The 24,700-nt window shown below is 70.4% G+C and carries 23 protein-coding genes; 18 read left to right on the forward strand and 5 right to left on the reverse strand.

From position 1 onward, the window contains the following. Positions 1-52: 52 nt before the first annotated feature. Genes AB8M85_RS14130 through AB8M85_RS14150 form a run of 5 tightly spaced genes read right to left on the reverse strand, consistent with a single transcriptional unit; the run spans position 53 to position 4,401 of the window. On the reverse strand, positions 53-652 hold the full coding sequence (locus AB8M85_RS14130) for a hypothetical protein (RefSeq protein ID WP_372699474.1): 600 nt from the start codon (positions 650-652) through the stop codon (positions 53-55). Next, the gene (locus tag AB8M85_RS14135) at positions 649-2,010 is read right to left on the reverse strand and encodes a DUF58 domain-containing protein (RefSeq protein WP_372699475.1); all 1,362 of its coding nucleotides are present in this window, start codon (positions 2,008-2,010) and stop codon (positions 649-651) included. The genes AB8M85_RS14130 and AB8M85_RS14135 overlap by 4 nt, the downstream gene beginning before the upstream one ends. Next, positions 2,007-3,026 carry an AAA family ATPase gene (locus tag AB8M85_RS14140; RefSeq protein WP_372699476.1) on the reverse strand — a complete coding sequence of 340 codons (1,020 nt, stop codon included), beginning with the start codon at positions 3,024-3,026 and terminating at the stop codon, positions 2,007-2,009. The genes AB8M85_RS14135 and AB8M85_RS14140 overlap by 4 nt, the downstream gene beginning before the upstream one ends. Next, a complete protein-coding gene (locus AB8M85_RS14145) occupies positions 3,023-3,601 on the reverse strand; it encodes a hypothetical protein (protein ID WP_372699477.1) in 579 nt (192 codons plus the stop codon). The genes AB8M85_RS14140 and AB8M85_RS14145 overlap by 4 nt, the downstream gene beginning before the upstream one ends. Beyond that, entirely contained in the window at positions 3,598-4,401 is an 804-nt protein-coding gene (locus AB8M85_RS14150; RefSeq protein WP_372699478.1) for a DUF4129 domain-containing protein, read from the reverse strand. Before AB8M85_RS14150 ends, AB8M85_RS14145 begins: the two co-directional genes overlap by 4 nt. A gap of 160 nt (positions 4,402-4,561) precedes the next feature. Between AB8M85_RS14150 and argS the strand changes: the two genes are divergently transcribed. From argS to atpA, 18 genes are all read left to right on the forward strand, one after another. Then, positions 4,562-6,205 carry an arginine--tRNA ligase gene (gene argS, locus AB8M85_RS14155; RefSeq protein WP_372699479.1) on the forward strand — a complete coding sequence of 548 codons (1,644 nt, stop codon included), beginning with the start codon at positions 4,562-4,564 and terminating at the stop codon, positions 6,203-6,205. 2 nt (positions 6,206-6,207) lie between these two features. Beyond that, a complete protein-coding gene (lysA, locus tag AB8M85_RS14160) occupies positions 6,208-7,629 on the forward strand; it encodes a diaminopimelate decarboxylase (protein WP_372699480.1) in 1,422 nt (473 codons plus the stop codon). 7 nt (positions 7,630-7,636) lie between these two features. Further along, positions 7,637-8,944, forward strand: coding sequence for a homoserine dehydrogenase (locus AB8M85_RS14165; RefSeq protein WP_372699481.1), 1,308 nt, complete (start codon positions 7,637-7,639; stop codon positions 8,942-8,944). Continuing rightward, entirely contained in the window at positions 8,945-10,045 is a 1,101-nt protein-coding gene (gene thrC / locus AB8M85_RS14170) for a threonine synthase (protein WP_372699482.1), read from the forward strand. Positions 10,046-10,048: 3 nt separating this feature from the next. Then, positions 10,049-11,065 carry a homoserine kinase gene (gene thrB / locus AB8M85_RS14175; RefSeq protein ID WP_372699483.1) on the forward strand — a complete coding sequence of 339 codons (1,017 nt, stop codon included), beginning with the start codon at positions 10,049-10,051 and terminating at the stop codon, positions 11,063-11,065. Positions 11,066-11,380: 315 nt separating this feature from the next. Beyond that, positions 11,381-13,501, forward strand: coding sequence for a transcription termination factor Rho (gene rho / locus AB8M85_RS14180; protein ID WP_372699484.1), 2,121 nt, complete (start codon positions 11,381-11,383; stop codon positions 13,499-13,501). A 148-nt stretch (positions 13,502-13,649) separates the two neighbouring features. Further along, positions 13,650-14,735 (forward strand): peptide chain release factor 1, encoded by a 1,086-nt coding sequence (prfA, locus tag AB8M85_RS14185; RefSeq protein WP_372699485.1) that lies wholly within the window; start codon positions 13,650-13,652, stop codon positions 14,733-14,735. Between the two features lie 7 nt (positions 14,736-14,742). Beyond that, on the forward strand, positions 14,743-15,633 hold the full coding sequence (prmC, locus tag AB8M85_RS14190) for a peptide chain release factor N(5)-glutamine methyltransferase (RefSeq protein WP_372699486.1): 891 nt from the start codon (positions 14,743-14,745) through the stop codon (positions 15,631-15,633). Continuing rightward, positions 15,630-16,490 (forward strand): L-threonylcarbamoyladenylate synthase, encoded by an 861-nt coding sequence (locus tag AB8M85_RS14195; protein WP_372699487.1) that lies wholly within the window; start codon positions 15,630-15,632, stop codon positions 16,488-16,490. The genes prmC and AB8M85_RS14195 overlap by 4 nt, the downstream gene beginning before the upstream one ends. A gap of 112 nt (positions 16,491-16,602) precedes the next feature. Continuing rightward, positions 16,603-18,420 carry a polysaccharide biosynthesis protein gene (locus AB8M85_RS14200; RefSeq protein WP_372699488.1) on the forward strand — a complete coding sequence of 606 codons (1,818 nt, stop codon included), beginning with the start codon at positions 16,603-16,605 and terminating at the stop codon, positions 18,418-18,420. Beyond that, the gene (locus AB8M85_RS14205; RefSeq protein WP_372699489.1) at positions 18,417-19,430 is read left to right on the forward strand and encodes a glycosyltransferase family 4 protein; all 1,014 of its coding nucleotides are present in this window, start codon (positions 18,417-18,419) and stop codon (positions 19,428-19,430) included. Before AB8M85_RS14200 ends, AB8M85_RS14205 begins: the two co-directional genes overlap by 4 nt. Before the next feature lie 127 nt (positions 19,431-19,557). Then, positions 19,558-20,043 carry a hypothetical protein gene (locus AB8M85_RS14210; RefSeq protein WP_372699490.1) on the forward strand — a complete coding sequence of 162 codons (486 nt, stop codon included), beginning with the start codon at positions 19,558-19,560 and terminating at the stop codon, positions 20,041-20,043. After that, positions 20,040-20,282, forward strand: a complete 243-nt coding sequence (locus tag AB8M85_RS14215) for a hypothetical protein (protein WP_372699491.1) — start codon at positions 20,040-20,042, stop codon at positions 20,280-20,282. Before AB8M85_RS14210 ends, AB8M85_RS14215 begins: the two co-directional genes overlap by 4 nt. Positions 20,283-20,366: 84 nt before the next feature. Beyond that, complete coding sequence (gene atpB / locus AB8M85_RS14220) at positions 20,367-21,173, forward strand: F0F1 ATP synthase subunit A (protein ID WP_372699492.1); 807 nt, start codon at positions 20,367-20,369, stop codon at positions 21,171-21,173. 69 nt (positions 21,174-21,242) lie between these two features. Beyond that, a complete protein-coding gene (atpE, locus tag AB8M85_RS14225) occupies positions 21,243-21,461 on the forward strand; it encodes an ATP synthase F0 subunit C (protein WP_343901976.1) in 219 nt (72 codons plus the stop codon). A gap of 55 nt (positions 21,462-21,516) precedes the next feature. Continuing rightward, complete coding sequence (locus AB8M85_RS14230; RefSeq protein WP_372699493.1) at positions 21,517-22,068, forward strand: F0F1 ATP synthase subunit B; 552 nt, start codon at positions 21,517-21,519, stop codon at positions 22,066-22,068. Then, entirely contained in the window at positions 22,068-22,883 is an 816-nt protein-coding gene (locus AB8M85_RS14235; protein ID WP_372699494.1) for a F0F1 ATP synthase subunit delta, read from the forward strand. The genes AB8M85_RS14230 and AB8M85_RS14235 overlap by 1 nt, the downstream gene beginning before the upstream one ends. Positions 22,884-22,993: 110 nt before the next feature. After that, positions 22,994-24,631, forward strand: coding sequence for a F0F1 ATP synthase subunit alpha (gene atpA, locus AB8M85_RS14240; RefSeq protein WP_372699495.1), 1,638 nt, complete (start codon positions 22,994-22,996; stop codon positions 24,629-24,631). Positions 24,632-24,700: the final 69 nt, after the last annotated feature.

Genomic DNA, 24,700 nt, shown 5'->3' on the forward strand with positions numbered 1-24,700 from the left:
ACCTCCAAGAGCTTAGCAGGAACTTCACGCCCCCGCGTAACCGGCGGGCCGGTCAGTCGGGGTTCTCCGGACGTCCGGCCACCCGCGAGGCCATCAAGGCGCCGCCGGCCAACACGCAGGCCGAGGCGACGCCGGCGGCGGTCCCGAGCGCGCCGGTGCTTGACGGCCCCCAGAGCGACAACAGGAGCACGACGACGGTAAGCACCTGGGCGCCGATCTGCGGCCAGGCCGCTGCGCGGGTTGCCGCGCGCAGCGCGCCCCGGGTGAAACGCGTCGAACGTGGCCCGATGGCCGCCAACCCGAGCAGCACGTGGATGGCATGGGCGGCCAGCACGTAGAGCGGCAGCGTCCACAGCCCCGCGCCGCCAATGCGCACGTAGGCCGCGCCGAGGAGCAGCAGGGCGATCAGCGCGGTGATGTGCTGGGGCCAGAGCAGCACCAGCGCCACCCCGAGGCCCACGGCGGCCAGGGCGGCCACCCCGTCGAGCACGCCCTGCCCGGCGGCCGTGGCGATCGCCGCCGGCAGGGTCCCGGCGGCCAGCAGCACCGCGGCAACCAGGGCCAAGGTCGTGGCCGGCACGGTGCCCGGTTCGATCGGTTCCAGGGAGGCCTCTCGCCGGGTGGGTGCCACGGCGCGCAGCAGCGGGTTCACCGGGCGCCTCCCGCAACGGTGCGGGGCCGGGATCGTTGCAACGTCCACTGCTCGATCGATTCGCGCAGGCTGCCCGCCGGCAGCACGGGGATCCCCTCGGCGGCCAGTTCGGCGCGCACCGCGGCGCGGGTGGCCAGCAGCAGGGCCAGCGCCTGCGCCTCCGCGGCGGGCAGGCCGGTCGCATCGGTCTCGGGCAGGGTATCGACCACCGCGACGATGTGGCCGGAGCGGACCCAGTGGGCTGGAACGGAGGCTGCATCGGGCTCGAGCAGCGGCGAGAAGAAGTAGACCAGTGACCCGGGGGCGGGGGCCGGCGTGCGGGAGGGCTGGATGCTGGTGGAGGGCACCGCCAGGGCGGCCAGTCGGCGTCGCAGCAGTTCGAGTTGGCGGTGCCCGCCGGCCGGGCGCAGCGGAGCGCCGAACCCGAAGGCATCCAGCAGCCCGACCCGGTCGCCGCGGGCTGCGTAGGCGGCCGCCAGCGATCCGGCGGCGGAGCGGGTCAGCTGCAGGCTGGAAACCATCCGCAGCGCATCCTGGCTCGGGTCGATCCACGCCGCGATCCGGGCGGGGATGTCCACCCGGGAGTCCAGCGCGAGGGTGACCCCGGCGTCGGCGGGGGCCAGGTAGCGGCGCACCAGCGGTGTCGCCGCCGCGTCCGTGCTGCGTGCCGTGGCCCGCCAGTCGATGTGCCGGCGGTCATCTCCGTGGCGCAGCGGCCCGATGTCGCGGATCTCCGTGCCGCCGCCGCGCAGCCGGGCATGGTGGGACCCGGCGTGTGCCCGCAACGCCTCCGGGATGGGAAGCCGGCGCAGCATGGTGGCCTGCGGCTGCAGCATCGCGGTCAACACCCCGGTCTCGGCCTCGTCGCGGCAGATCCCCAGGTCCGGGCTGAAGGCCGAAACGCGGTAGTCGAGCAGGTCCCGGCGGCCACCCAACGGCACCCGGACCCCCAGATGCACCGACTCGGCGGCGGTGGCGACCAGGGCCGATGCGCGCCCGCCCGGGGCGAGGGTCCGCACGGCGATCAGCGCCGGGTCGCTGCCGGCGGCACACGATGTGTCGCGGAAGACGACGGCGCGGCGTCCCCGGGCGGGGTCGTCGCGGCCGGCGCCCGGGGCGAAGCCGAGGCCGGGCGCGTGGCGCTGGCCGAAGCGGGCGGGAACGGAGACGGCGACCAACGCGAAGAGGGCACCGAAGACGGCGATGTCCGGGCGTCTCGCCACGGCGGCCCCGACGCCGAAGAGCAGGGCCAGTACGACGGCGACGCCCCACTGGGGCGAGTGCGCTGCGGGCCCGGCACCTGCCGGGCGGTTGCGGGCATCGACCACCCGCGCCGGGCCGGCCTCCGGCCCGGTCACGGCGCAGTCGCCGGAACCGGGACCGCCGTGGTGAGCTGGCGGACCAGTTCCTCGGGGTCGGACCCGCGGGCCCACGCCGCGGGGGAGAGCACCAGCCGGTGGGCCAGTGCAGGAACCGCCACGGCCTTGACGTCCTCGGGCACCACGTACGCCCGGCCGTCCAGGGCGGCCGCCGCGCGGGAGAGCAGCACCAGGGCCTGGGATCCGCGGGGCGACGCACCGACCTGGACCTCGTCCAGCTCGCGGCTGGCCGCGGCGAGCCGGACCGCGTAGGCGACGATGTCGGGGGAGACGGGAACCTGCGCCAAGGACTCCTGGAGCCGACGCAGTCCCTCCGGGTCGAGCACTGCGTCCAGGACCGGTTCGGCCAGCCCGCGCACCAGGCGGCGCCCCACGATGTCCGCTTCGGCCTCGGCGGTGGGGTAGCCCAGCGACAACCGGACCAGGAAGCGGTCCAGCTGGGCCTCGGGAAGCGGGTAGGTCCCCTCGAATTCGACGGGGTTGGACGTGGCGAAGACGTGGAAGGGCGCCGGCAGCGTCCGCGTCGCGCCTTCGACGGAGACCTGCCCCTCGGCCATGGCCTCCAGCAGGGCCGACTGCGTCTTCGGCGAGGTGCGGTTGATTTCGTCGGCGAGCAGCAGCCCGGTGAACACCGGTCCGGGCTGGAAGTCGAAGGTCCGCTCGACGGGGTCGAAGATCGAGGACCCGGTGACGTCGGAGGGCAGCAGGTCGGGGGTGCACTGCAGGCGCCGGAACCCCAGCCCGAGCGTCTGCGCCAGCGACCGGGCCACCAGCGTCTTGCCCAGGCCGGGCAGGTCCTCGAACAACACGTGCCCTCCGGCCAGCACCGCGGCCAGTGCCAACCGCAGCGGTTCGCGGGTCCCCACGACGGCCAGGCCCACCCCGTCCAGGACGGCGGCGCCGGCGGCGGCGATGCGTTCGACGGCCGCTTCGGGGGCTTCGCCGGGTGCCGCGCTGCCCGGGTCCACCGGGGGGTCGGAAGGGCGCTGGGTCATGGTGTTCCTTTCGCGGGGACAGCGGCTGGATCGGGGGCATCGGCGAAGAAGGCCTGGATTTCACGGGCGGCGGCCGTCGCCTGGCGGGCGGTGAGGTCGTGGCCGGCGGCCAGCTCGCGGTGGACCAGGGCGGTGGCGGGGCCCACTGAGTCCGCGTCGCTGGTCTGGCGGAGCGCGGTCAGCCCGGCATGTTCCAGGGCCCGCGCCGCGGGGGAGTGGCGGTGCAGTCGTTTGGCCAGCAGGGCGAACGCAGTGGTGCGGAAGGCCTCGTTGCCGTTGGCCGGCCGGCCGGGGGCAAGCGGTGCGCGGCCGGAGAACGTCAGCAGCGGCAAGAGCGTGAACAGGTACCCCAGGCAGATCCCCAAGGCCGTGAACAGCGCGGTGTGCCCGGCATCGATGCGCGTGTAGAGGCAGAAGGCCAGGGCCACGGCGCCGAAGCACAGCGGGCCGATCCAGGCCGTCTTCCGCCGTGCGCCGGATGCGGTGTTGGCCCGCGGTTGCCTTGCGAACCGGCGACGCCGGTCTGCCATCCCGGCCCGGCGCACCGTGGCCAGGTTCTTCCCCGCGCCGATCATGCCCCGACCCCGGCCCCGGCTCCGACCCCGGCCTCGGCCCCGGACCGCATCCGGTCCCGGGGACGAACCCGGGCGCTGGCGCGGACCTCCTCGGCGAGCCGGGCGAAGTCCAATCCGGCCTGGCGCACCTGGGTGGCGTCGGGCTCCCACGCCGGGACACCGGCGTCGTACCTGACGCGTTCATAGAGGGCGAGCAGGCGGGCCAGCGGCGGGGAGGCGACCCCGAAGGCCGCCAGCATGGCCCCGGCCTGCTCGGTGGGTGTCGACGCGCGGTCGCGCTGCAGGCCGCGGGCGGCGGCGAGGTGCTCGAGCTCGGCCCAGCAGGCGATGATGCGCGAGCGGACCTGCGCGCCGGTGGCGTCCTCGAGCGAGGTCTCGGCGTGCGCGAGCGCGGACGCGACCTCGGCGCGCAGCCTGGCCTCGGAGGGGATGTCCTCGGCGGCGTCGGTGTCCTCGGGGTCGGCGGGGCGCCCCTGGCGGCGCAGCGAGAGCACCAGACCGGCGACGAACAGCACGACGACGGCGAACAGCACGGCGGCGATCGTCTGGCCGATCCTGCTGATGTCCTCGTCCCCGGGTCGGTCCCCGGTCCCGCTGGTGTCTTCCTGCGGCGTCGGCGAGGGCGGGGCCACGGCTGGCGGAGCGGCATCGGGTACCTGCAGGACGAGGCCCTGCGGGCTGTGGTGGGTCATCGCCGGCAGGGTTGCGGCCCCGAAGACGACCAGCAGGGAAGCGAGGAAGACGAGCAGGAACGCGGCGGTGGGACGCGGCAGCCGTCGGCCGGGTCGGTCTGCGTCCATGGTCTCCCTCGTCCCTGTGAAGCAGGTGGTTCGGAATCTACCAGTCCCGAACGCCCGGCGGGAGGGGCGGGGCGGCACCGGTGGAAGCGACCTCGTTGCCGCGGTGACCAGTGGGTTCACCGAGTCGGGGAGGCGGGCCGGTGGCCGTTATCCTTGGTGGGTGACTCCTGAAGAACTCTCCCTGGCCATTTCCGCCTGCCTGCGCGACGCCGTCGCGGCCGGTGAATTCACCGTCGACGTCCCCGACGAGGTGCGGGTGGAGCGACCCAAGAGCCGCGAGCACGGCGACTGGGCCACCAACATCGCCCTGCAGCTGGGCAAGAAGGCCGGGATGAACCCGCGTGAGTTCGCCACCGTGCTGCGCGAACGCCTGGTGGCGATCCCCGGGGTCGACGCCGTGGAGATCGCCGGGCCCGGCTTCCTGAACATCACCGTCGACGCTGCCGCGGCCGGTAGCCTGGCCAAGGCCATTGTCGAGGCCGGGGCGGCCTACGGGACCGGCACGGCGATGGCCGGGCACCGCATCAACCTCGAATTCGTCTCCGCCAACCCCACCGGTCCCATCCACCTCGGCGGGACCCGCTGGGCTGCGGTTGGCGACTCATTGGCCCGCATCTTCCAGAACCAGGGCGCCGAGGTGACCCGCGAATACTACTTCAACGACCACGGCGCCCAGATCGACCGCTTCGCCCGTTCCCTGCTGGCCAACGCCCAGGGCGAACCCACCCCGGAGGACGGCTACGCGGGCCAGTACATCGACGACATCACCGCCCGCGTGCTGGCCATCGAACCGGGCATCCTGCAGGCCGACGATCCGCAGGAGCGCTTCCGCGCCATCGGCGTGGACATGATGTTCGGGGAGATCAAGGCCTCGCTGCACGATTTCGGCGTCGACTTCGACGTCTACTTCCACGAGGACTCGCTGCACCAGAACGGTTCGGTCGAGCAGCTGCTCGAGCAGCTCAAGACCTCCGGCAGCCTGTACTTCGCCGACGGCGCCTGGTGGCTGCGCTCCACCGAGCACGGCGACGACAAGGACCGCGTGGTCATCAAGTCCGACGGCAACGCCGCCTACATCGCCGGTGACATCGCCTACATCCGGGACAAGTGCTCCCGCGGGTTCGACCTGAACATCTACATGCTCGGTGCCGACCACCACGGCTACGTCGCCCGGCTGAAGGCCGCCGCCGCCGCCCTGGGCCACGACCCGGACTGCGTGGAGGTCATGATCGGGCAGATGGTCAACCTGGTGCGCGAGGGCAAGCCGGTGCGCATGTCCAAGCGCGCCGGCACCGTGGTCACCCTGGAGGACCTGGTCGACGCCGTGGGCGTGGACGCGGCCCGCTACGCGCTGACCCGCTACTCCTCGGATTCGAACATCGACATCGACCTGGACCTGCTGGTGCAGAAGACCAACGACAACCCGGTCTTCTACGTCCAGTACGCCCACGCCCGCTCCCGGGCAGCGGCCCGCAACGCCGAGGCCGCCGGTGTGGACCGCAGCGCCTTCGACGCCGCGCTGCTCACCCACGAGACCGAGAACGAGCTGCTGGCCGTGCTCGCGCAGTTCCCGCACCACATCGCCGGGGCCGCCGAGCACCGCGAGCCGCACCGCGTGGCCCGTTACCTGGAGGCCCTCGCCGGGGCCTACCACCGCTGGTACGGGGCCACCCGCATCACTCCGCTGGCCGGGGCGCCCGTGGAGGACGTGAACCGCACCCGCCTGTGGCTCAACGACGCGACCACCCAGGTCCTGGCCAACGGGCTGGCTCTGCTGGGCGTCTCGGCACCGGAGAAGATGTAGCCATGGCCGCCTCGAACCTGGCCCCCGGCTGGCTCTCCTACCCCGAGGACGTCAACGCGCTGCGCGGGGTGCAGTGGGCCGCCGGCGTCGCACGGGCCGCCGACGGCGAACTGGCCGTCCAGGGCCTGCGCGTGTCCGACCTGGCCGCCGAGTACTCCACCCCGCTGTTCGTGCTGGACGAGGACGACTTCCGCTTCCGCGCCGCCGGCTTCCGCGACGCCTTCAACGCCGCCTTCGCCGGGCTGTGCGGGGGAGTGGACGTCTACTACGCCGGCAAGGCGTTCCTGTGCACCGAGGTCGCCCGCTGGGTCACCGACGAGGGGCTGCGGCTGGACACCTGCTCCGGTGGCGAACTCGCCGTCGCCCGCCGCGCCGGGGTCCCGGCGGAGAACCTGTCCCTGCATGGGAACAACAAGTCCGCCACCGAGATCGAGACGGCGCTGGACATGGGCCTGGGCCGGATCGTGGTGGACAGCCAGGATGAGCTCGAACGCGTCGCCGCCCTGGCCGGACGCCTGGGCACCACGGCCAACGTCATGCTCCGGCTCACCCCGGGCGTGCACGCCAGCACCCACGAGTTCATCGCCACCGCCCACGAGGACCAGAAGTTCGGGCTGTCCATGGTCGCGGACGACGCCGGTGCCTCACCCGCCGCTGCCGCGGTCGCCTTCGCGCTGGCCGCCCCGTCAGTGCACCTGCTGGGCATCCACGCGCACATCGGCTCGCAGATCTTCGAGGCCGAGGGCTTCGAGGTCGCCGCCCGCAAGATGCTCGGGTTCCTGGCCGCCATCCGCGACGCGCACGACGTCGAACTGCCCGAGCTGGACCTGGGTGGCGGCTACGGCATCGCCTACACCGAAGCCGACACCCCGCGGGAGCCGGCCGAGCTCGCCCAGGCCATGGCCGCCGTCGTGCAGGAGGAAGCCGCCGCGCTGTCACTGGCCGTGCCGCGGATCTCCATCGAACCGGGCCGGGCGATCGCCGGGCCCAGCACCTTCACCCTCTACGAGGCCGGCGTGCGCAAGACCGTCCAGGTCGACACCGCCGAGGGGGGCACCCTGCCGCGTCGCTACGTCTCCGTCGACGGCGGCATGAGCGACAACGCGCGCCCGGTGCTCTACGACGCGGACTACACCGCGGTGCTCGCCTCGCGTGTGACGGAGGGTGAACCGATTATGTCCCGCGTGGTTGGAAAGCACTGCGAAAGTGGTGACATAGTCGTGCGGGACGTTTACCTGCCGGAGGACGTGGCAGCGGGCGACCTGCTCGCCGTCCCGGGGACCGGGGCCTACTGCTGGGCACTGGCCAGCAACTACAACTACCTGGCCCGCCCTGCAGTGGTCGCCGTGCGCGGCGGCACCGCCCGCACCATCATCCGCAGGGAAACCGAAGACGACTTGTTGGCCCGAGACATGGGAGCGTAGAGAACACGTGGAAAAACTCAGGGTGGCCCTGCTCGGCTGCGGCACGGTCGGATCGCAAGTGGCCAGGATCCTGCTGGACGACGCCGATGAGCTGGCCACCCGGGTGGGCGCCGGGGTCGAACTGGCCGGCATCGCCGTGCGCCACACCGCCACGGCCCGCGACGTCGAGCTGCCCGCCGAACTGTTCACCACCGACGCCGAGGCACTCATCGACGACGCCGACATCGTCATCGAGCTCATGGGCGGGCTGGAACCTGCGGCGACGCTGATCCGGCGGGCCATCGACGGCGGGGCCTCCGTCGTCACCGGCAACAAGGCGCTGCTGGCCAAGGACCTGCCCGGGCTCTCCGCCCGCGCCGGGGACGCCGGCGTGCAGCTCTCCTACGAGGCCGCCGTCGCCGGGGCCATCCCGATCCTGCGTCCCATCCGCGACTCGCTGGCCGGGGACCGCATCACCAAGGTCATGGGCATCGTCAACGGCACCACGAACTACATCCTGGACGCCATGGACACCACCGGCGCCGCCTTCGACGACGCCCTGGCCCGCGCGAAGGACCTCGGATACGCCGAGGCCGACCCGACCGCCGACATCCAGGGCCACGACGCCGCCGCCAAGGCCGCGATCCTGGCCACGCTGTCCTTCCACGCCCCTTTCGATCTGGACGACGTGCACTGCGAGGGCATCACCTCCGTCACCGCCGAGGACGTGGCCGCCGCCCGCGAACAGGGCATGGTCATCAAGCTGCTGGCCATCGCCGAACGCCTCGGCGACGGCAACGGCACCGAGGGCGTCGGGGTGCGCGTGCACCCCACCCTGATCCCGCGCGTGCACCCGCTGGCGGCCGTCCACGGTGCCTTCAACGCCGTGTTCGTCGAGGCCGACAACGCCGGCGAGCTGATGTTCTACGGCCAGGGCGCCGGGGGCCGGCCCACCGCCTCCGCCGTCGTCGGCGACGTGGTCTCCGCGGCCCGGCGCGTCGTGCTCGGCGGCCCGGGCCGGACCGAGGAAACCACCGGCCAGGTCCGGGCGCTGCCCATCGAGGCCGTATCGACCAGCTACAGCATCGGACTGCGCGTGAACGACCAGGCCGGCGTGCTGGCCGAGGTCGCCCGCATCTTCACCGAACGCGGGGTCTCCATCGAATCCATGCGCCAGATCCCCGCGGACGTGGACGGCGACGAGCCCGGCTGGGCCACGCTGCGCTTCGTCACCCACCGGGGCAGCGAAGCCGCGCTGGCGGCCACCGTGGCCGACATCGAAAAGCTCGCGGTCGTCACCGCCGTTACATCCGTTCTGAGAGTCGAAGGAAACTAAGTGGCCCACCAGTGGCGCGGAGTCATCCGCGAATACGCATCCCGCCTGCCCGTCAGCGAGTCGACCCGGGTCATCACCCTGGGCGAGGGCGGCACCCCGCTGGTCTTCGCCCCGGCGCTGTCGAAGCTCACCGGTTGCGACGTCCATCTGAAGGTCGAGGGGATGAACCCCACCGGATCCTTCAAGGACCGCGGGATGACCATGGCCATCACCGCCGCCGTGGCCTCCGGCGCCGAGGCCGTCGTCTGCGCGTCCACCGGCAACACCTCGGCCTCCGCCGCCGCCTACGCCACCCAGGCCGGCATCAAGTGCGCGGTGCTGGTTCCGGACGGCAAGATCGCCCTGGGCAAGCTCTCCCAGGCCATCGCCCACGGCGCCGAGCTGCTGCAGGTCAACGGCAACTTCGACAACTGCCTCGACGTCGCCCGCAAGCTGTCCGAGAACTACCCGGTCTTCCTGGTCAACTCCGTGAACCCCGCCCGCATCGAAGGCCAGAAGACCGGTGCCTTCGAGGTCGTGGACTTCCTCGGCGACGCCCCGGACTACCATCTGCTGCCCGTGGGCAACGCCGGGAACATCACCGCCTACTGGAAGGGCTACACGGAGTACGCCGCGCCCTACGAGTCCGACACCGCCGGCATCCTGCCCGCCGTGTCGACCAAGCGCCCGGTCATGTGGGGCTTCCAGGCCGCCGGCTCGGCACCGATCGTCGCCGGGCACCCGATCACCGAGCCCGACACGATCGCCACGGCCATCCGCATCGGCAACCCGGCCTCGTGGCAGCAGGCCGAGGCGGCCCGCGATGAGTCCGGCGGGATGATCGACGCGGTCACCGACGAGGAGATCCTCGAGGCCCACCGCTGGCTGTCTTCCCGCGAGGGCGTGTTCGTCGAACCGGCCTCCGCAGCCGGCGTGGCCGGGCTGCTCAAGCACCATGCAGCCGGCAACGTGCCCACCGGCAAGACGATCGTCATCACCGTCACCGGGCACGGGCTCAAGGACCCACAGTGGGCGCTGCGCAACGCCGACGGCTCGGACGTCACGCCCACCAAGGTCGACTTCGACGTCGTGGCCGTCGCCGACGCGCTGGGACTGGCCTGACCCATGGCCGCCAGCAACCCGGTGGGCACCCCGGTGCCACAAGCGCCCGTATCCGGCCCGGCCATCGCCCCGGGGCAGTCCGTGACCGTCGTCGTCCCGGCGACCACCGCGAACCTGGGCCCGGGCTACGACTGCCTCGGGCTGGCGTTGGGCCTGCATGACACCCTGACGGTGACCACGACCGCCGAAGCCGGCGTCCGCGTCGACATCGAGGGGGAGGGGGCCGGCTGCCTGCCCACCGACGCCAGCCACCTGGTCGCCCGCACCATCCTGGCGCGCTGGGCCGCGGCCGGGGCCGCCCCCGCGGGATTGCGCCTGCACGCCCACAACGTCATCCCGCATGGGCGCGGACTGGGTTCCTCCGCCGCCGCCATCGTTTCGGCGCTCACGGCAGCCGACGCCCTGCTGCCCGAGGCCCTGCGCCGCGAGCTGTCCCGGCGCGATCCGGTCTTCGCCGCGGCCGCCCGCCTCGAGGGCCATCCCGACAACGTGGCCCCGGCCGTCTTCGGCTCGCTGACTCTGTCCCTGCAGGACGACGACGGGGCCACGAGCACCGCCCTGGCCTTGGACGAGGCGATTGTCCCCGTGGTCGCCGTGCCCGACGTCGAACTCTCCACCCGGACCGCCCGTTCGCTGTTGCCCGAGACCGTCCCGCACGCCACCGCCGCTGCCAACGGGGCCCGCGTCGGCCTGCTGGTGCACGCGCTGGCCGGGGACCCCGCGCTGCTGCTGGCCGCCACGGAGGACCGGCTGCACCAGGACTACCGTGCTCCGGCCATGCCGGCATCGGCGGGGCTGATCGCCCGGCTGCGCGCCGCCGGGCACGCCGCGGTGGTCTCGGGGGCCGGGCCGACGGTGCTGGTCCTGGCCGCGTCGCAGGAGGAGGCACGGCAGGTCGCCGAGCTCATCGCCCAGGCCCCGGGAGCGCTTGAGGGCACGCAGGCACAGGCCCCGGCCGTGTCCTGGCGTGTCCTGATGCCCGGCGTTGACCGCGTGGGTGCTAGACTGGAAGCGCACTAGCGGTATTGACCCCGGAATCCGGGACCGTGGCGACGCGCCACAGCCGGAGACCGGACACGTACGGACCGTGCACATCGCAAATCCCCTGTTGGTGGATTTCCTGTGTCGACCCAACGCGCCACCGCGTGCGGCTTTCAGACTGGCCGTTCCCCGACTCCGGGGAACCAGCGGCCACCACACAGGATGAATGCCTTAGGGCGCCATCGACACCACGTCGCTGCGTCCGGCAGCCGGCCCGCATCTGAAGCGGAGTACCGGAAGACAACCAGCGGATCGTTCCGACACGATCCGCCCGACGAGGGGGAAGGAACCTTCGTGACCGAAACCACCAGCCTGGCCTCAGGCGTGGAAGAAACGTCGACGGCACCACAGAACGCTGGACTGGCAGGGCTCAAGCTCGCCCAGCTCCAGGCACTGGCGTCGCAACTGGGGATCACCGGGGGATCGCGCATGCGCAAGGGCGATCTCGTGACCGCCATCTCCAACCACCAGCGCGGAGGCTCCGTGGCCGACCGCGAGAAGGCCCCGAAGGCCGACGCCGCCGAGGCCCCGCAGAAGGCCAAGGACGCTGAGAAGGCAGCGGATGCAGCCGGCAAGGACGCCGAGACCAGCGACCGCCCCGCCCGTGGCCGCGGCCGCAGCCGCCGGGCCAGCAGCGACGGCCAGGCACCGCAGGCCGAGGCCGCCTCCGCTCCGGCCGAGTCCGCACCGGCAGCCGACGCCGAGGCGCCGGCTGAATCCGGCTCCAACCAGCGCCGTGGCCGCGGATCCCGTCGGGCCTCCGACAACGGCCAGGCCCAGGCCAATGGCCAGGACAAGTCCCAGGAGAAGGGCCAGGACACCGACTCCTCGGCCTCCTCCACGCCGGAAGGCGGCCAGGAGCAGGACAACGCCCAGCAGGGTGGCGGAAACGACGAGCGCAACGACCGCGGCAACGACCGGGGCGATCGCAACGACCGCCGCAACCGCCGTTCGCGCAACCGCCGCGACAACAACGACGGCGACTCCTCCGGTGATTCGCGCGAGAACAACCGCGACGAGAACCAGAAGAACCAGCAGAACGACTCGGGCCGGAACAACCAGCAGGACAACCAGCGCGAGAACAACCGCCGGGACAACCAGCGCGACAACGACTCGAACGAGCGCGGGGGCCGCGGCAACCGCCGCGAGCGCAACCGCGACCGGAACAACCGCAATGACCGAAACGACCGGAACAACCGGCGCGGCCGCAACCGCAACCAGCCCGAGGTCGACGACACCGAGCTGACCGAGGACGACGTCCTGCTGCCCGTGGCCGGCATTCTGGACGTGCTGGAGAACTACGCGTTCGTGCGCACCTCCGGCTACCTGCCCGGGCCCAACGACGTATACGTCTCGCTGAACCAGGTCAAGAAGCACAACCTGCGCAAGGGCGACGCCGTCGTCGGCGCCATCCGCGCCCCGCGCGACGGCGAGAACTCCAACAACAACGCCAACCAGCGCCAGAAGTTCAACGCCCTGGTGAAGCTGACCAGCGTCAACGGCAAGCCCGCCGACGAGAACAAGGACCGCGTCGAGTTCACCAAGCTCGTCCCGCTCTACCCCTCGCAGCGCCTGCGCCTGGAGACCGACGCCAAGCTCGTCGGACCGCGTGTCATCGACCTGGTCGCCCCCATCGGCAAGGGCCAGCGCGGCCTGATCGTCTCCCCGCCCAAGGCCGGCAAGACGCTCATCCTGCAGTCCATCGCCAACGCGATCACCATCAACAACCCCGAAGTGCACCTGATGATGGTCCTCGTCGACGAACGTCCCGAGGAAGTCACCGACATGCAGCGCACGGTGAAGGGCGAGGTCATCGCCTCGACCTTCGACCGTCCCGCCGACGACCACACCACGGTCGCCGAGCTCGCCATCGAGCGCGCCAAGCGCCTGGTGGAGATGGGCATGGACGTCGTGGTCCTGCTGGACTCGATGACCCGCCTGGGCCGCGCCTACAACCTCAGCGCGCCGGCCTCGGGCCGCATCCTCTCCGGCGGCGTCGATTCGGCGGCGCTGTACCCGCCCAAGCGCTTCTTCGGTGCCGCCCGCAACATCGAGAACGGCGGCTCGCTGACCATCCTGGCCACCGCGCTGGTCGAGACCGGTTCCAAGATGGACGAGGTCATCTTCGAGGAGTTCAAGGGCACCGGCAACATGGAACTGCGCCTGTCCCGCCAGCTGGCGGACAAGCGCATCTTCCCGGCCGTGGACGTCAAGGATTCCGGCACCCGGCGCGAGGAGAACCTGCTCTCGGCCGAGGAGATCAAGATCATGTGGCGCCTGCGCCGCGTGCTCTCCGGACTGGAGACCCAGCAGGCCCTGGAGGTCCTGACCTCCAAGATCCGCGAGACGCAGTCCAACGCCGAGTTCCTGATGCTCGTGTCCAAGACGACGCTCGGATCCAAGTCCGACTCCTAGCGCCCTGACACGCCCGGAACCGGTCCCGCCATCATGCGCGGGACCGGGACCGGGCGTGCTGCGTTAAGCCGCCGACGCGGCGCAACCCTCCCTAGACTGGTGCACACCGCGGCCCCGCCGCCCCGCTGCCGAGAAAGAAGTAGAGCCAATGTTTGAGTCCGTCCAGGGCCTGCTCGACGAGCACGCCGACCTGCAACGCCAGCTCAGCGACCCCGCCGTCTACCAGGACCAGTCGCTGGCCCGCAAGCTCGGCCGGCGCAGCGCGCAGCTCAACGGCATCGTGGAGGCGCACAAGCGCTACACGCAGCTGGTCGACGACCTCGAGGCCGCCCGCGAGATGGCCGACGAGGACCCGGAATTCGCGGAGGAGGCCCTCCGCCTGGAAGCCGAGCTGCCCGTGGCCGAGGAGAAGCTGCGCCGGCTGCTCATCCCGCGCGATCCCAACGACGCCCGCGACGTGATCCTCGAGGTCAAGGGCGGCGAAGGCGGCGACGAGGCGGCCCTGTTCGCCGCGGACCTGCTGCGCATGTACACCCGCTATGCGGAGCACATGGGCTGGAAGACCGAGCTGATCTCCTCCAACGAATCCGATCTCGGCGGCTACAAGGACGCCCAGATGGCCATCAAGGGCAAGTCGAACGACCCCGCCGAGGGCGTCTATGCACACCTGAAGTTCGAGGGCGGGGTGCACCGCGTGCAGCGCGTGCCGGTCACCGAATCCCAGGGCCGCATCCACACCTCGGCCGCCGGCGTGCTCGTCCTGCCCGAGGTCGACGAGCCCGAGGAGGTCGACCTCCACGCCAACGACCTGAAGATCGACGTCTACCGTTCCTCCGGCCCGGGCGGCCAGTCGGTGAACACCACCGACTCAGCGGTGCGCATCACCCACCTGCCCACCGGCATCGTGGTGGCGATGCAGAACGAGAAGTCCCAGATCCAGAACCGCGAGGCAGCGATGCGCGTGCTGCGCTCGCGCCTGCTGGCCCACCAGCAGGAGATCATCGACGCGGAGAACTCCGAGGCTCGCAAGTCCCAGGTGCGCACCATGGACCGCTCCGAGCGCATCCGCACCTACAACTACCCGGAAAACCGCATCGCCGACCACCGCACCGGGTACAAGGCCTACAACCTGGACCACGTGATGAACGGCGAGCTGGACCCCGTGATCGCCTCCTGCATCGAAATGGACGAGCAGGACCGGCTCAACGCCATCGGCGACAGCCAGCAGAAGTAGGACGCCGGTGGATCTCGAGGAGGCACTGCGCCGGGCCACGGCACAACTGCACGACGCCGGTGTCCCCTCCCCACGCGCGGATGCCGAGTTGCTCGCCGGGCACCTCATGGGCCTCTCGCGCGGCCGCGTCGCGGCCCTGGCCCTGGCCGGAACCGCCGCCCCGGAGGGCTATGCCAAGCTCGTCGAGCGCCGTGCGACCCGGATCCCGCTGCAGCACCTGACCGGGGTCGCCTACTTCCGCCACCTCGAGCTGGCCGTCGGCCCCGGGGTGTTCATCCCGCGCCCGGAGACCGAGCTGCTGGCCCAACTGGCCATCGACCGCGCCCGCACCGTCCTGGCCGCACGGGGGAGCGTGCGCATCGTGGACCTGGGCACCGGCTCCGGGGCCGTGGCCGCGGCAGTGGCCAGCGAGGTCCCCGGCACCGAGGTGCACGCCGTGGAGCTGAGCGAGGCGGCCTACCCGTTCGCCGAGCGGAACACGGCACCCCATGGGGTCCGGCTGCACGCCGGTGACCTGCGCACCGCACTGGACGGGGAGGAAGGGCTCTTCGACGTCGTCGTCTCCAACCCGCCCTACATCCCGCCCGGGGCCATCCCGAGGGATCCCGAGGTGCGCGATCACGACCCGGACCTGGCGCTCTACGGCGGCGGGCCCGACGGGCTGGAACTGCCCCGGGCGGTCATTGCCACCGCCGAGCGGCTCCTGGTGCCCGGTGGGTTCCTGGCGCTGGAGCACGCCGACGTCCAGGGCCCGGCCATGCTCCGCCTCTTCGCCGCCAGCGGCCGCTGGTCCGAGGTGGCCGGACACCGCGATCTGAACGATGCCGACCGCGCCACGTCCGGGTACCTCGCCAGGGACCGGGACCCACGGCACGACATGGAAGAATGGACCCCGTGACCGAACGCTTTGACTGCACCACCGAACCCGCCCGCTCCGAGGGCCTGGCCGTCGCCCAGGAGGCCGTCGCCGCCCAACAATGCATCGTGCTGCCCACGGATACGGTGTATGGGATCGGCGCCGACGCCTTTTCCCCGCGGGCCGTCGCCACCCTGCTGGCCGCCAAGGGGCGCGGGCGGAACATGCCCCCGCCGGTGCTCATCCCGCGCGTGGGGACCATGGACGGACTGGCGATGGACGTCCCCGAGGACGCCCGCCTGCTGGCCAACTTCTTCTGGCCCGGCCCGCTGACGCTGATCCTGCGCAGCCAGCCGAGCCTGACCTGGGACCTGGGGGAGACCCGCGGCACCGTGGCACTGCGCATCCCCGATGACGACCTGGCCCGGGACCTGCTCGATGCCACCGGCCCGCTGGCCGTCTCCAGCGCCAACCGCTCCGGGATGCCGGCCGCCACGACGGCCGCCGAGGCCGAGGAGATGCTCGCCGAATCCGTCGCCGTCTACCTCGACGGCGGCCCGCGCCCCCTGCCGGTCCCCGAAGCGGCCGAGGCCGCGGACGCGACCGGGGACCCCGCCGTCGTGCCCGCCCTGCCCTCCACGATCGTGGACTGCACGGGGGAGGTGCTGCGCGTGGTGCGCCAGGGCGCGTTGCCGCTGGCGGATTTGCGCGAACACGTCCCGACGCTGCTCGGATTCGGCGAGGAGGCCCCGGATGCGGCCGACGCCGACGCAGGGCCGCAGGATTCTGGTGTAGAACTGAAGGAGGACCAGGACGCCGAAGCCGCAGCCACCGGTGCCGGCCAGCCCGACGGGACCGGGCGGGCCCCGGCCGGCGGCCAGCCGCCGGTATCCCCGTAGGCGGCGGGACCGCCCGCCCGCACCACCACGATTTCCGGACGCCGCCACCGGCAGCGCCCAGCCGGACCCCCGGCCCATTGACGAGGAGCACAGACCTGAGCGTCGCAAAACCATGAGCACCAGGCACAGCCCCGACGAAGCCAAGACCGCCAGCAGCGACCGCATCCTGTGGCTCGGCTCGCAATTCCTGCTCGATGCCCTGGCCTGGATCGTCGCGATCTTCGTGGCCATCATCCTGCGCTATGAGATGACGTTCGACCCGAGCAAGCTCGACGGCGTCGCCATCGTCTGCGCCGTGGCCATCGTCAGCCAGTTCATCGTCGGCACCGCCCTGTCGCTCTACCGCGGCCGCTACAGCTTCGGCTCGTTCCACGAGGCCAAGCTGCTGGTCATCGTCACCGTCGCCGTCTCGGTGATCCTCACCGGCGTGCTGCTCTTCGCCGGCATCCCGATGCAGATCGCCCGCGGCACCGGGCTCATCGCCTTCCCGTTCGCCTGCATCTTCATGGCGGCCGTCCGCTACGCCAAGCGCATGCACGTCGAATCCAAGACCAAGCCCGGCGACCACGCCGAACGCACCCTGATCTATGGCGCCGGATTCGTCGGCAAGTCTATCGTGACGCGGATGAGCAACGACCGGCTGTCGCCCTGGCAGCCGGTCGGGCTGATCGACGACGACCCCGCCAAGAAGCACCTGCGCATCTCCTCGGTGCCGGTGCTGGGCCGGCGCGAGAACATCGCCGACGTCGTCAAGCGCACCCGGGCGACCGTGATCCTGCTGGCCATGGCCAACATCGACGCGGACACGATCCGCGAGATCAGCGACCTGGGCCACGCGCTGGGCCTGAAGGTCCTGGTCGTGCCGCCGCTGCGCGACATGCTCACCGGGCCCCACGAGTTCTCCTTCCGCGAAGTGGCCATCGAGGACCTCATCGGCCGGCACCCGGTGGACATCCACGTCGACGAGATCGCCGGCTACGTCACCGGCAAACGCGTGCTGGTCACCGGTGCCGGCGGGTCCATCGGCTCCGAGCTCTGCCGGCAGATCAGCGTCTACTCGCCGGCCGAGCTGATCATGCTCGACCGCGACGAGACGGGCCTGCAGACCACCCAGATCTCGCTGACCGGCCGTGGCCTGCTCGATGGCCAGGACACCGTGTTGGCCGACATCCGCGACGCCGCGACGCTGACCGCCATCTTCCGCGAACGCCGCCCCGAGGTGGTCTTCCACACCGCCGCGCTCAAGCACGTCTCGCTGCTGGAGCAGTACCCGGACGAGGCGTGGAAGACCAACGTGATGGGCAGCCTCAACGTGCTCAACGCGGCCCGGGCGGCGGACGTGGGCACCTACGTGAACATCTCCACCGACAAGGCCGCCAACCCCACCACGGCGCTGGGCCACTCCAAGCGGGTCGCCGAGAAGCTCACCGCCTGGATGGGGGAGCAGACCGGGCGCAAGTACGTCTCCGTGCGCTTCGGCAACGTGCTGGGCAGCCGCGGCTCGGTACTGCCGCTGTTCACCGAGCAGATCCTCAAGGGCGGCCCCGTCACCGTCACCGACCCCGAGGCCACGCGCTTCTTCATGACGATCCCCGAGGCCTGCCAGCTGGTCATCCAGGCCGGGGCCATCGGCAGCGGTGGGGAGGTCATGATCCTGGACATGGGCAACCCGGTGCGCATCATGGACGTCGCCGAGCACATGATCCAGCTCAGCGGCAAGGACGTGGAGATCGTCATCACCGGCCTGCGCCCGGGCGAGAAGCTGCACGAGGACCTCATCGGCGAGGGCGAGGGCGACGAGCGGCCCCGGCACCCGAAGATCTCCCACGCGCACATCGACGTGCTCGACCCGGCCGACATGGACCTGGGGGAGTGGAAGAAGCGCCAGGGCCACCTCGACGGCCAAGAGGACGGGGAAGCGGCCTCATGAACGCCGCGGATGCCCTGGCCATAGCCGCGGCCTTCGCCGCTGGAGCCCTGCTGCCCTTCGCCCTGATCCCGTTGCTGCAGCGGCTGGGCGTCATCGATGTGCCCAACGACCGCTCCTCGCATACGACCACCGCGGTCCGGGGCGTCGGGCTGACGATCACCGTGGCCATGCTGATCGGCTTCGCCGTGGCGTGGTCCGCCGGCGCCCACGGACACGGACCGCTGCTGCCCGTCGTCGCCGGGGTCTCCCTGGCAGCGGCCGCCCTGGGGTGGGTCGAGGACTACCGCGGACTCTCGGTCGGCTGGCGTTTCGGCCTGCAGTTGATCATCGGCGCCCTGGGCACCACGGCATTGGTCGCCCTCACAGACAGCTCCCGCTGGTGGATCCTCGTCGGGGCACTGGCGCTGGCCGCCTACGTCAACGTGGCCAACTTCATGGACGGCATCAACGGCATCAGCGGCCTGCACGGCCTGGTGGTGGGATTGTTCTTCGCCGGCGCGGGGGTCTTGGGCCACCAGGCGTGGATGGTCGTGCCGTCCCTGGTCATCGCCGCAGGATTCTCCTCGTTCCTGCCGTGGAACCTGGGCCGCGGCCACGTGTTCCTCGGCGACGTCGGCAGCTACCTGCTCGGGGCATCGCTGGCGGTCACCGGGGCGGCGGCCTTCCTCAACGGCATGGAAGCCGGCTACCTGCTGGGTCCGGTGGTCATCTACCTGGCCGATACCGCCTACACCCTGCTGGTACGGATCCGTGCCGGCGAACGCTGGTATGCGGCCCACCGCCAGCATGTCTACCAGCGGCTCACGGACGTGGGGCTCAGCCACGTCGGCTCGGCCCTCGTGGTCACCGCGGCGACCGCGTTGTGCGCTGCAGGGGCGATGCTCAGCGTCCTGGCCACCGGCCCCGCCCAGTACCTGTGGGGCGTGTTCATTCTCGTGGTCATCGTGGCCTACCTCGGCAGCCCGGCGTGGATCGGGCGCGTCTCGGGACGGGCCGCTGCCACGCGATGAAGCCGTGGCCCGATAACATTTCTATCCCGTGTAGAATTGGTACCGGTTCCCAGCGGGAACACCAACAACACGCTCCCTGCCCGGTAGGCCCACGCCAACCAGGCGGGACGACAACGAGGTGACGTACATGCCGGAAGCGGCACACCCCAGCGGCGCCCGCGCCGTGCGGGAGTCGGGGGCAACCCCTTCTCCCTGGCTGTCGATCCTGCGCCAATGCGTGCTCGTCACCGGGATCGCCGTCGTGGTGATCGCCGTGGTTGCCCTGGTGGCCAGCGGACCGGCCGCGGCGGGCAGTGCCCTCGGTGCCGGCGCCGTCGTGATCGCCTTCTTCGGCATCAGCCTGGGCATCGGGCACGTCGTCGGCCGGCGGAACCCCTCCGCCGCCTTTGGCGGATTCATGATCGGATACATCGTCAAGGTCGTCGTCCTGGGTGTCCTGGCCTTCGGCCTCGGTACCCCGGCGTGGCTCGACGGGACCTGGCTGCTCATCGGGGTCGTCGCGACCGTGGTGATCTGGCAGGTCGTGGAGCTGCGGGCCTTCTCCCGGTTGCGCCTCCAGCTCTACAACGACCCCATCGCACCGCCCCCCGCCGATCAGGGAGGGGACCGATGAGCCACGACGGCACCAACGGGTCCCGCCCGGCGGAGATCTCGCGCTTTCGTGAGAACTTCAACTACATCGTTGGCGGGATCATCGCATGGGGTTTGATAGGGTGGTTGTTGGACTTCCTGTTAGATACCCGCTGGATCTGGATCGTCGGCGCCCTCCTCGGTGCCGTTGCCGGATATTATCTGGCCTTCCTCCACCGCAAAGACCGTGCCACCCGGCCGGTCCGTGGTGCGGACGAATAACAGCCAACAACTTCATCCGTTGGGGATCCGGAACGGCTTCCCACCGATATTGCCCAATGACGGACACAGCAGAGAGGAACCGCGTTGATCGCGCTTGCGCTTCCGGCGGCCCCAGCAGAAGGTGGGTTCAAAGCCCCCGGCCTTGAGGACATGCACCTCCCCGACATCCTCCCCTGGGGAGCCGAGTACGGCACCGGCTTCGGCAAGCAGATGCTGCTCGTCATCCTCTCGGTGATCCTGATCTCCTGGTTCTTCATGGCCGCCTCCCGGCGACGCCAGATCGTGCCGGGCAAGCTCCAGTTCCTGGGCGAGATGTCCTACAACTTCGTGCGGAACTCCGTGGGCAAGGACATCATCGGCGAAAAGGACTTCAAGCCCTTCGTGCCGCTGCTGGTCAGCCTCTTCTTCTTCATCCTGCTGAACAACCTGTTCGCCGTGGTCCCCATGCTGCAGATGCCGACTCCGTCGCACGTGGGCACGGCCTACGCGCTGGCCGGCATCGTCTACCTGTACTGGATCTACCTGGGCTTCAAGAAGCACGGCATCAAGTACTTCAAGCTCGCCGTGGTCCCCTCGGGTGTGCCGAAGGCGATCCTGCCGCTGATCGTCGTCATCGAGATCATCTCCAACTTCTTCGTCCGCCCGCTGACGCACAGCCTCCGTCTGTTCGCCACCATGCTCTCCGGGCACCTGATCGTCATGCTGGCCGCCGCCGGCACGTCCTACATGCTCGTGGAGGGCGGTGCCTTCCTGAAGGGCCTGGGCGTGCTGACCTTCGTCGGCGGCGTCGGCATGGGCATCTTCGAGGTCCTGATCATGGTCCTCCAGGCCTACGTCTTCGTCCTGCTGACTGCCATCTACATCCAGGGCTCACTGGTCGAAGAGCACTAAAAGCTTTCCCCACCCGGGGAATACCCTGTATCCAAACACCCTGCCAATCGGCATTCTGAAAGGAACACAATGGAAATCTACGGTAGCCTCAACGCCATCGGTTACGGCCTCTCCGCAATCGGCGGTGCCATCGGCGTGGGTCTCGTCTTCGCCGCGTACATCAACGGCGTCGCACGTCAGCCTGAGGCCCAGCGCGTGCTGCAGCCGATCGCCTTCCTCGGCCTGGCGCTGACCGAAGCTCTTGCCATCCTCGGCCTGGTCTTCGCCTTCATCTGGGGCCGCGTCTAAACTTCGGCTCCTTTCAGGGAACCGAAGGTTAGAGTCTAAGAAAGACGGGTGAATTATGATCTACGCAGCACTAAGCGCGGCTGAGGGCAAGGTAAACCCCCTCGTCCCCAACGTCTGGGAAATCGCACTGACGCTGGTGACCTTCATCGTTCTGCTGTTCATCGTCAACAAGTTTGTCGTACCGGCGTTCGAGAAGACCTACGAGGAGCGCTCGGCCGCCATCGAGGGCGGGATCGCGAAGGCGGAGGCCGCGCAGGCCGAAGCCAACGCCGCCCTCGACGAGTACAAGCAGCAGCTGCTGGACGCCCGCACGGAAGCCAATCGCATCCGCGAGGAAGCCCGTGCAGAGGGTTCCAAGATCCTGGCTGACCTGAAGGAGAAGGCAGCGGCTGAGTCCGCCCGCATCACCGAACAGGCCCACGTCCAGATCGAGGCCGAGCGCCAGGCCGCCGTCGTCTCCCTCCGGGGAGAAGTCGGCACCCTGGCCACCCAGCTTGCCAGCCGGATCGTGGGCGAAGCCCTCGATGACGACGCCCGCTCCGCGCGCGTGGTCGACCGGTTCCTGAGCGACCTCGAGAACCAGCAGAGCGCAGGTGCATCGAACTAATGGCAGGTGTATCGAGCCAGTCCCTGGCGGCGGCGCAGTCCGACCTTGAGGCGAAACTGCCCACGGCCGGCCTGCCGCTGGCCAAGGATCTCTTCGCAGTGCTTGACGTCTTCGATTCCAGTGCCGGCCTGCGCCGCGCACTGACGGATCCGGCGCGCGGCACCGAGGAAAAGACCGCCCTGACGTCCCGGCTGCTGCGGGGGAAGGTCTCCCCGGAGACCGAATCCATCGTGGCCGGTCTCGCCGGTTCCCGGTGGGGCTCGGCACGTGACATCGGCGATGCACTGGAAACGCTGGCGGCCACCGTGGCCGTCAGCGTGGCAGAGCGCCAAGCAGAAGGGGCTGCCGGTCTCGAAGCCCTGGAGGAAGACCTCTTCGCCTTCATCCGGGTTGTGGGGTCCAGTCATGATCTGCAGCGCGCGCTCGACGACCCGCAGGCCCCGGCCGACGCCAAGCGCGAACTCGCGCTGAAGGTGTCGCCGGGTGCCGGCGAGGTCGCACGGGTCCTGATCGCGCAAGCCGTCGAGTCCCCCCGGGGCCTCAAGCCGGCTGCACTCGTGCAGAAGTTCGTGGAGTTGGTGGCCAAGCGCCAGCAGCGGTGGATTGCGCAGGTCAGCGCCACCCGTCCGTTGACTGACGAACAGTTCAACCGCCTGCAGGCCGGGCTCAACAAGCTCTACGGACGCGATCTGAAGATCAACGTCGCAGTGGATCCATCACTAGTTGGAGGCCTCCGGGTGGTCGTCGGTGACGAGGTTGTTGACGCAACCGCCGCCACCCGCCTCGCGGAACTCCGTCGTCGGCTGGCCGGCTAGCCCTCCTCCGGGAGGGCGGCCCGCTGCCGACACCACAGACTGAATCAAACCCCGGTTTCCACCAGCCACCCCCGGTCGGGAACCACAATCTAGGAGAGCAGGGACTGCAGATGGCCGAATTGACCATCAACGCCGATGACGTCCGCAACGCCTTGACCGACTTCGCCGCGTCCTATGAACCGGGCAACGCGCAGCGTGTCGAGGTGGGTCGCGTGAGCACGGCTAGTGACGGCATCGCAAAGGTGGAGGGTCTTCCCTCCGTAATGGCCAACGAGCTGCTTCGTTTCGAAGACGGCACGCTGGGACTGGCACAGAACCTCGACACCCGTGAAATCGGCGTCGTCGTCCTCGGCGACTTCGCCGGGATCGAAGAAGGCCAGGAAGTCCACCGCACGGGCGAGATCCTGTCCGTGCCCGTGGGCGACAACTTCCTGGGCCGCGTTGTCGACCCGCTGGGCATGCCCATCGACGACATGGGCGACATCGAGGCCGAAGGACGCCGTCCGCTGGAGCTCCAGGCGCCCGGCGTGACGCAGCGCCAGTCCGTCAGCGAACCGATGCAGACCGGCATGAAGGCCATCGACGCCATGATCCCGGTCGGCCGCGGCCAGCGCCAGCTGATCATCGGCGACCGCCAGACGGGCAAGACCGCCCTGGCCGTCGACACGATCATCAACCAGAAGGCCAACTGGGCCTCCGGCGATGTCTCCAAGCAGGTGCGCTGCATCTACGTGGCGATCGGGCAGAAGGCCTCCACGGTGGCCTCGGTCCGCCAGGCCCTTGAAGAGCACGGCGCCATGGAGTACACGACCATCGTCGCCTCGCCGGCATCCGACCCGGCCGGCTTCAAGTACCTGGCGCCCTACGCCGGCTCGGCCATCGGCCAGCACTGGATGTACGGCGGCAAGCACGTTCTCATCGTGTTCGACGACCTGTCCAAGCAGGCCGAAGCCTACCGCGCCGTCTCGCTGCTGCTGCGCCGCCCGCCGGGACGCGAAGCCTACCCGGGCGACGTGTTCTACCTGCACTCCCGCCTGCTGGAGCGTTGCGCCAAGCTCTCCGACGAGCTCGGTGCCGGCTCGATGACCGGCCTGCCGATCATCGAGACCAAGGCAAACGACGTCTCGGCCTACATCCCGACCAACGTCATCTCCATCACCGACGGCCAGATCTTCCTGCAGTCGGACCTCTTCAACGCCAACCAGCGTCCGGCAGTCGACGTGGGCATCTCGGTGTCCCGCGTGGGCGGCTCGGCGCAGATCAAGGCCATGAAGAAGGTCTCCGGCACGCTGAAGCTGGAACTGGCCCAGTACCGGGACATGCAGGCCTTCGCCATGTTTGCCTCGGACCTGGACGCCGCCACCAAGCAGCAGCTGACCCGTGGTGCCCGCCTGATGGAACTGCTCAAGCAGGGCCAGTATGCTCCGTACCCGGTCGAGGACCAGGTCGTCTCCGTGTGGGCCGGCACCAACGGCCACCTGGACGAGGTCCCCGTCGAGGACGTGCGCCGGTTCGAGCAGGAGTTCATCGAGCACCTGCGCAACCGCACCGACGTGCTCACCACGATCGCCCAGACGGGCAAGCTGGAGGATTCGACGGTCGATGCGCTGAAGTCCAACGTCGAGGACTTCAAGCAGGGCTTCTTCGGCCAGGGCGGGGACCAGCTGGTCCGCGCCGGGCACGAGGAGCACGACGCCCTCGCTGAAGAGAACGTCGACCAGGAAAAGATCGTCAAGCAGAAGCGCTGACGTTCTCCGCGGGGTGGTGGCCGGGCCCGCGGGCCCAGCCACCACCACAGCGGACTAGGAAAGGATAAA

The organism is Arthrobacter sp. JSM 101049 (assembly GCF_041679245.1).
In the GTDB taxonomy this organism is placed as follows: Bacteria; Actinomycetota; Actinomycetes; order Actinomycetales; family Micrococcaceae; genus Arthrobacter_H.

Coding starts and splice junctions, on each gene's coding strand:
- AB8M85_RS14140 (WP_372699476.1), bottom strand. CDS start 3,026: ATGACCCAGCGCCCTTCCGACCCCCCGGTGGACCCGGGCAGCGCGGCA.
- AB8M85_RS14145 (WP_372699477.1), bottom strand. CDS start 3,601: ATGATCGGCGCGGGGAAGAACCTGGCCACGGTGCGCCGGGCCGGGATG.
- AB8M85_RS14150 (WP_372699478.1), bottom strand. CDS start 4,401: ATGGACGCAGACCGACCCGGCCGACGGCTGCCGCGTCCCACCGCCGCG.
- lysA (WP_372699480.1), top strand. CDS start 6,208: ATGGCCGCCTCGAACCTGGCCCCCGGCTGGCTCTCCTACCCCGAGGAC.
- thrB (WP_372699483.1), top strand. CDS start 10,049: ATGGCCGCCAGCAACCCGGTGGGCACCCCGGTGCCACAAGCGCCCGTA.
- prfA (WP_372699485.1), top strand. CDS start 13,650: ATGTTTGAGTCCGTCCAGGGCCTGCTCGACGAGCACGCCGACCTGCAA.
- AB8M85_RS14200 (WP_372699488.1), top strand. CDS start 16,603: ATGAGCACCAGGCACAGCCCCGACGAAGCCAAGACCGCCAGCAGCGAC.
- AB8M85_RS14205 (WP_372699489.1), top strand. CDS start 18,417: ATGAACGCCGCGGATGCCCTGGCCATAGCCGCGGCCTTCGCCGCTGGA.
- AB8M85_RS14210 (WP_372699490.1), top strand. CDS start 19,558: ATGCCGGAAGCGGCACACCCCAGCGGCGCCCGCGCCGTGCGGGAGTCG.
- AB8M85_RS14215 (WP_372699491.1), top strand. CDS start 20,040: ATGAGCCACGACGGCACCAACGGGTCCCGCCCGGCGGAGATCTCGCGC.
- atpE (WP_343901976.1), top strand. CDS start 21,243: ATGGAAATCTACGGTAGCCTCAACGCCATCGGTTACGGCCTCTCCGCA.
- AB8M85_RS14230 (WP_372699493.1), top strand. CDS start 21,517: ATGATCTACGCAGCACTAAGCGCGGCTGAGGGCAAGGTAAACCCCCTC.
- AB8M85_RS14235 (WP_372699494.1), top strand. CDS start 22,068: ATGGCAGGTGTATCGAGCCAGTCCCTGGCGGCGGCGCAGTCCGACCTT.
- atpA (WP_372699495.1), top strand. CDS start 22,994: ATGGCCGAATTGACCATCAACGCCGATGACGTCCGCAACGCCTTGACC.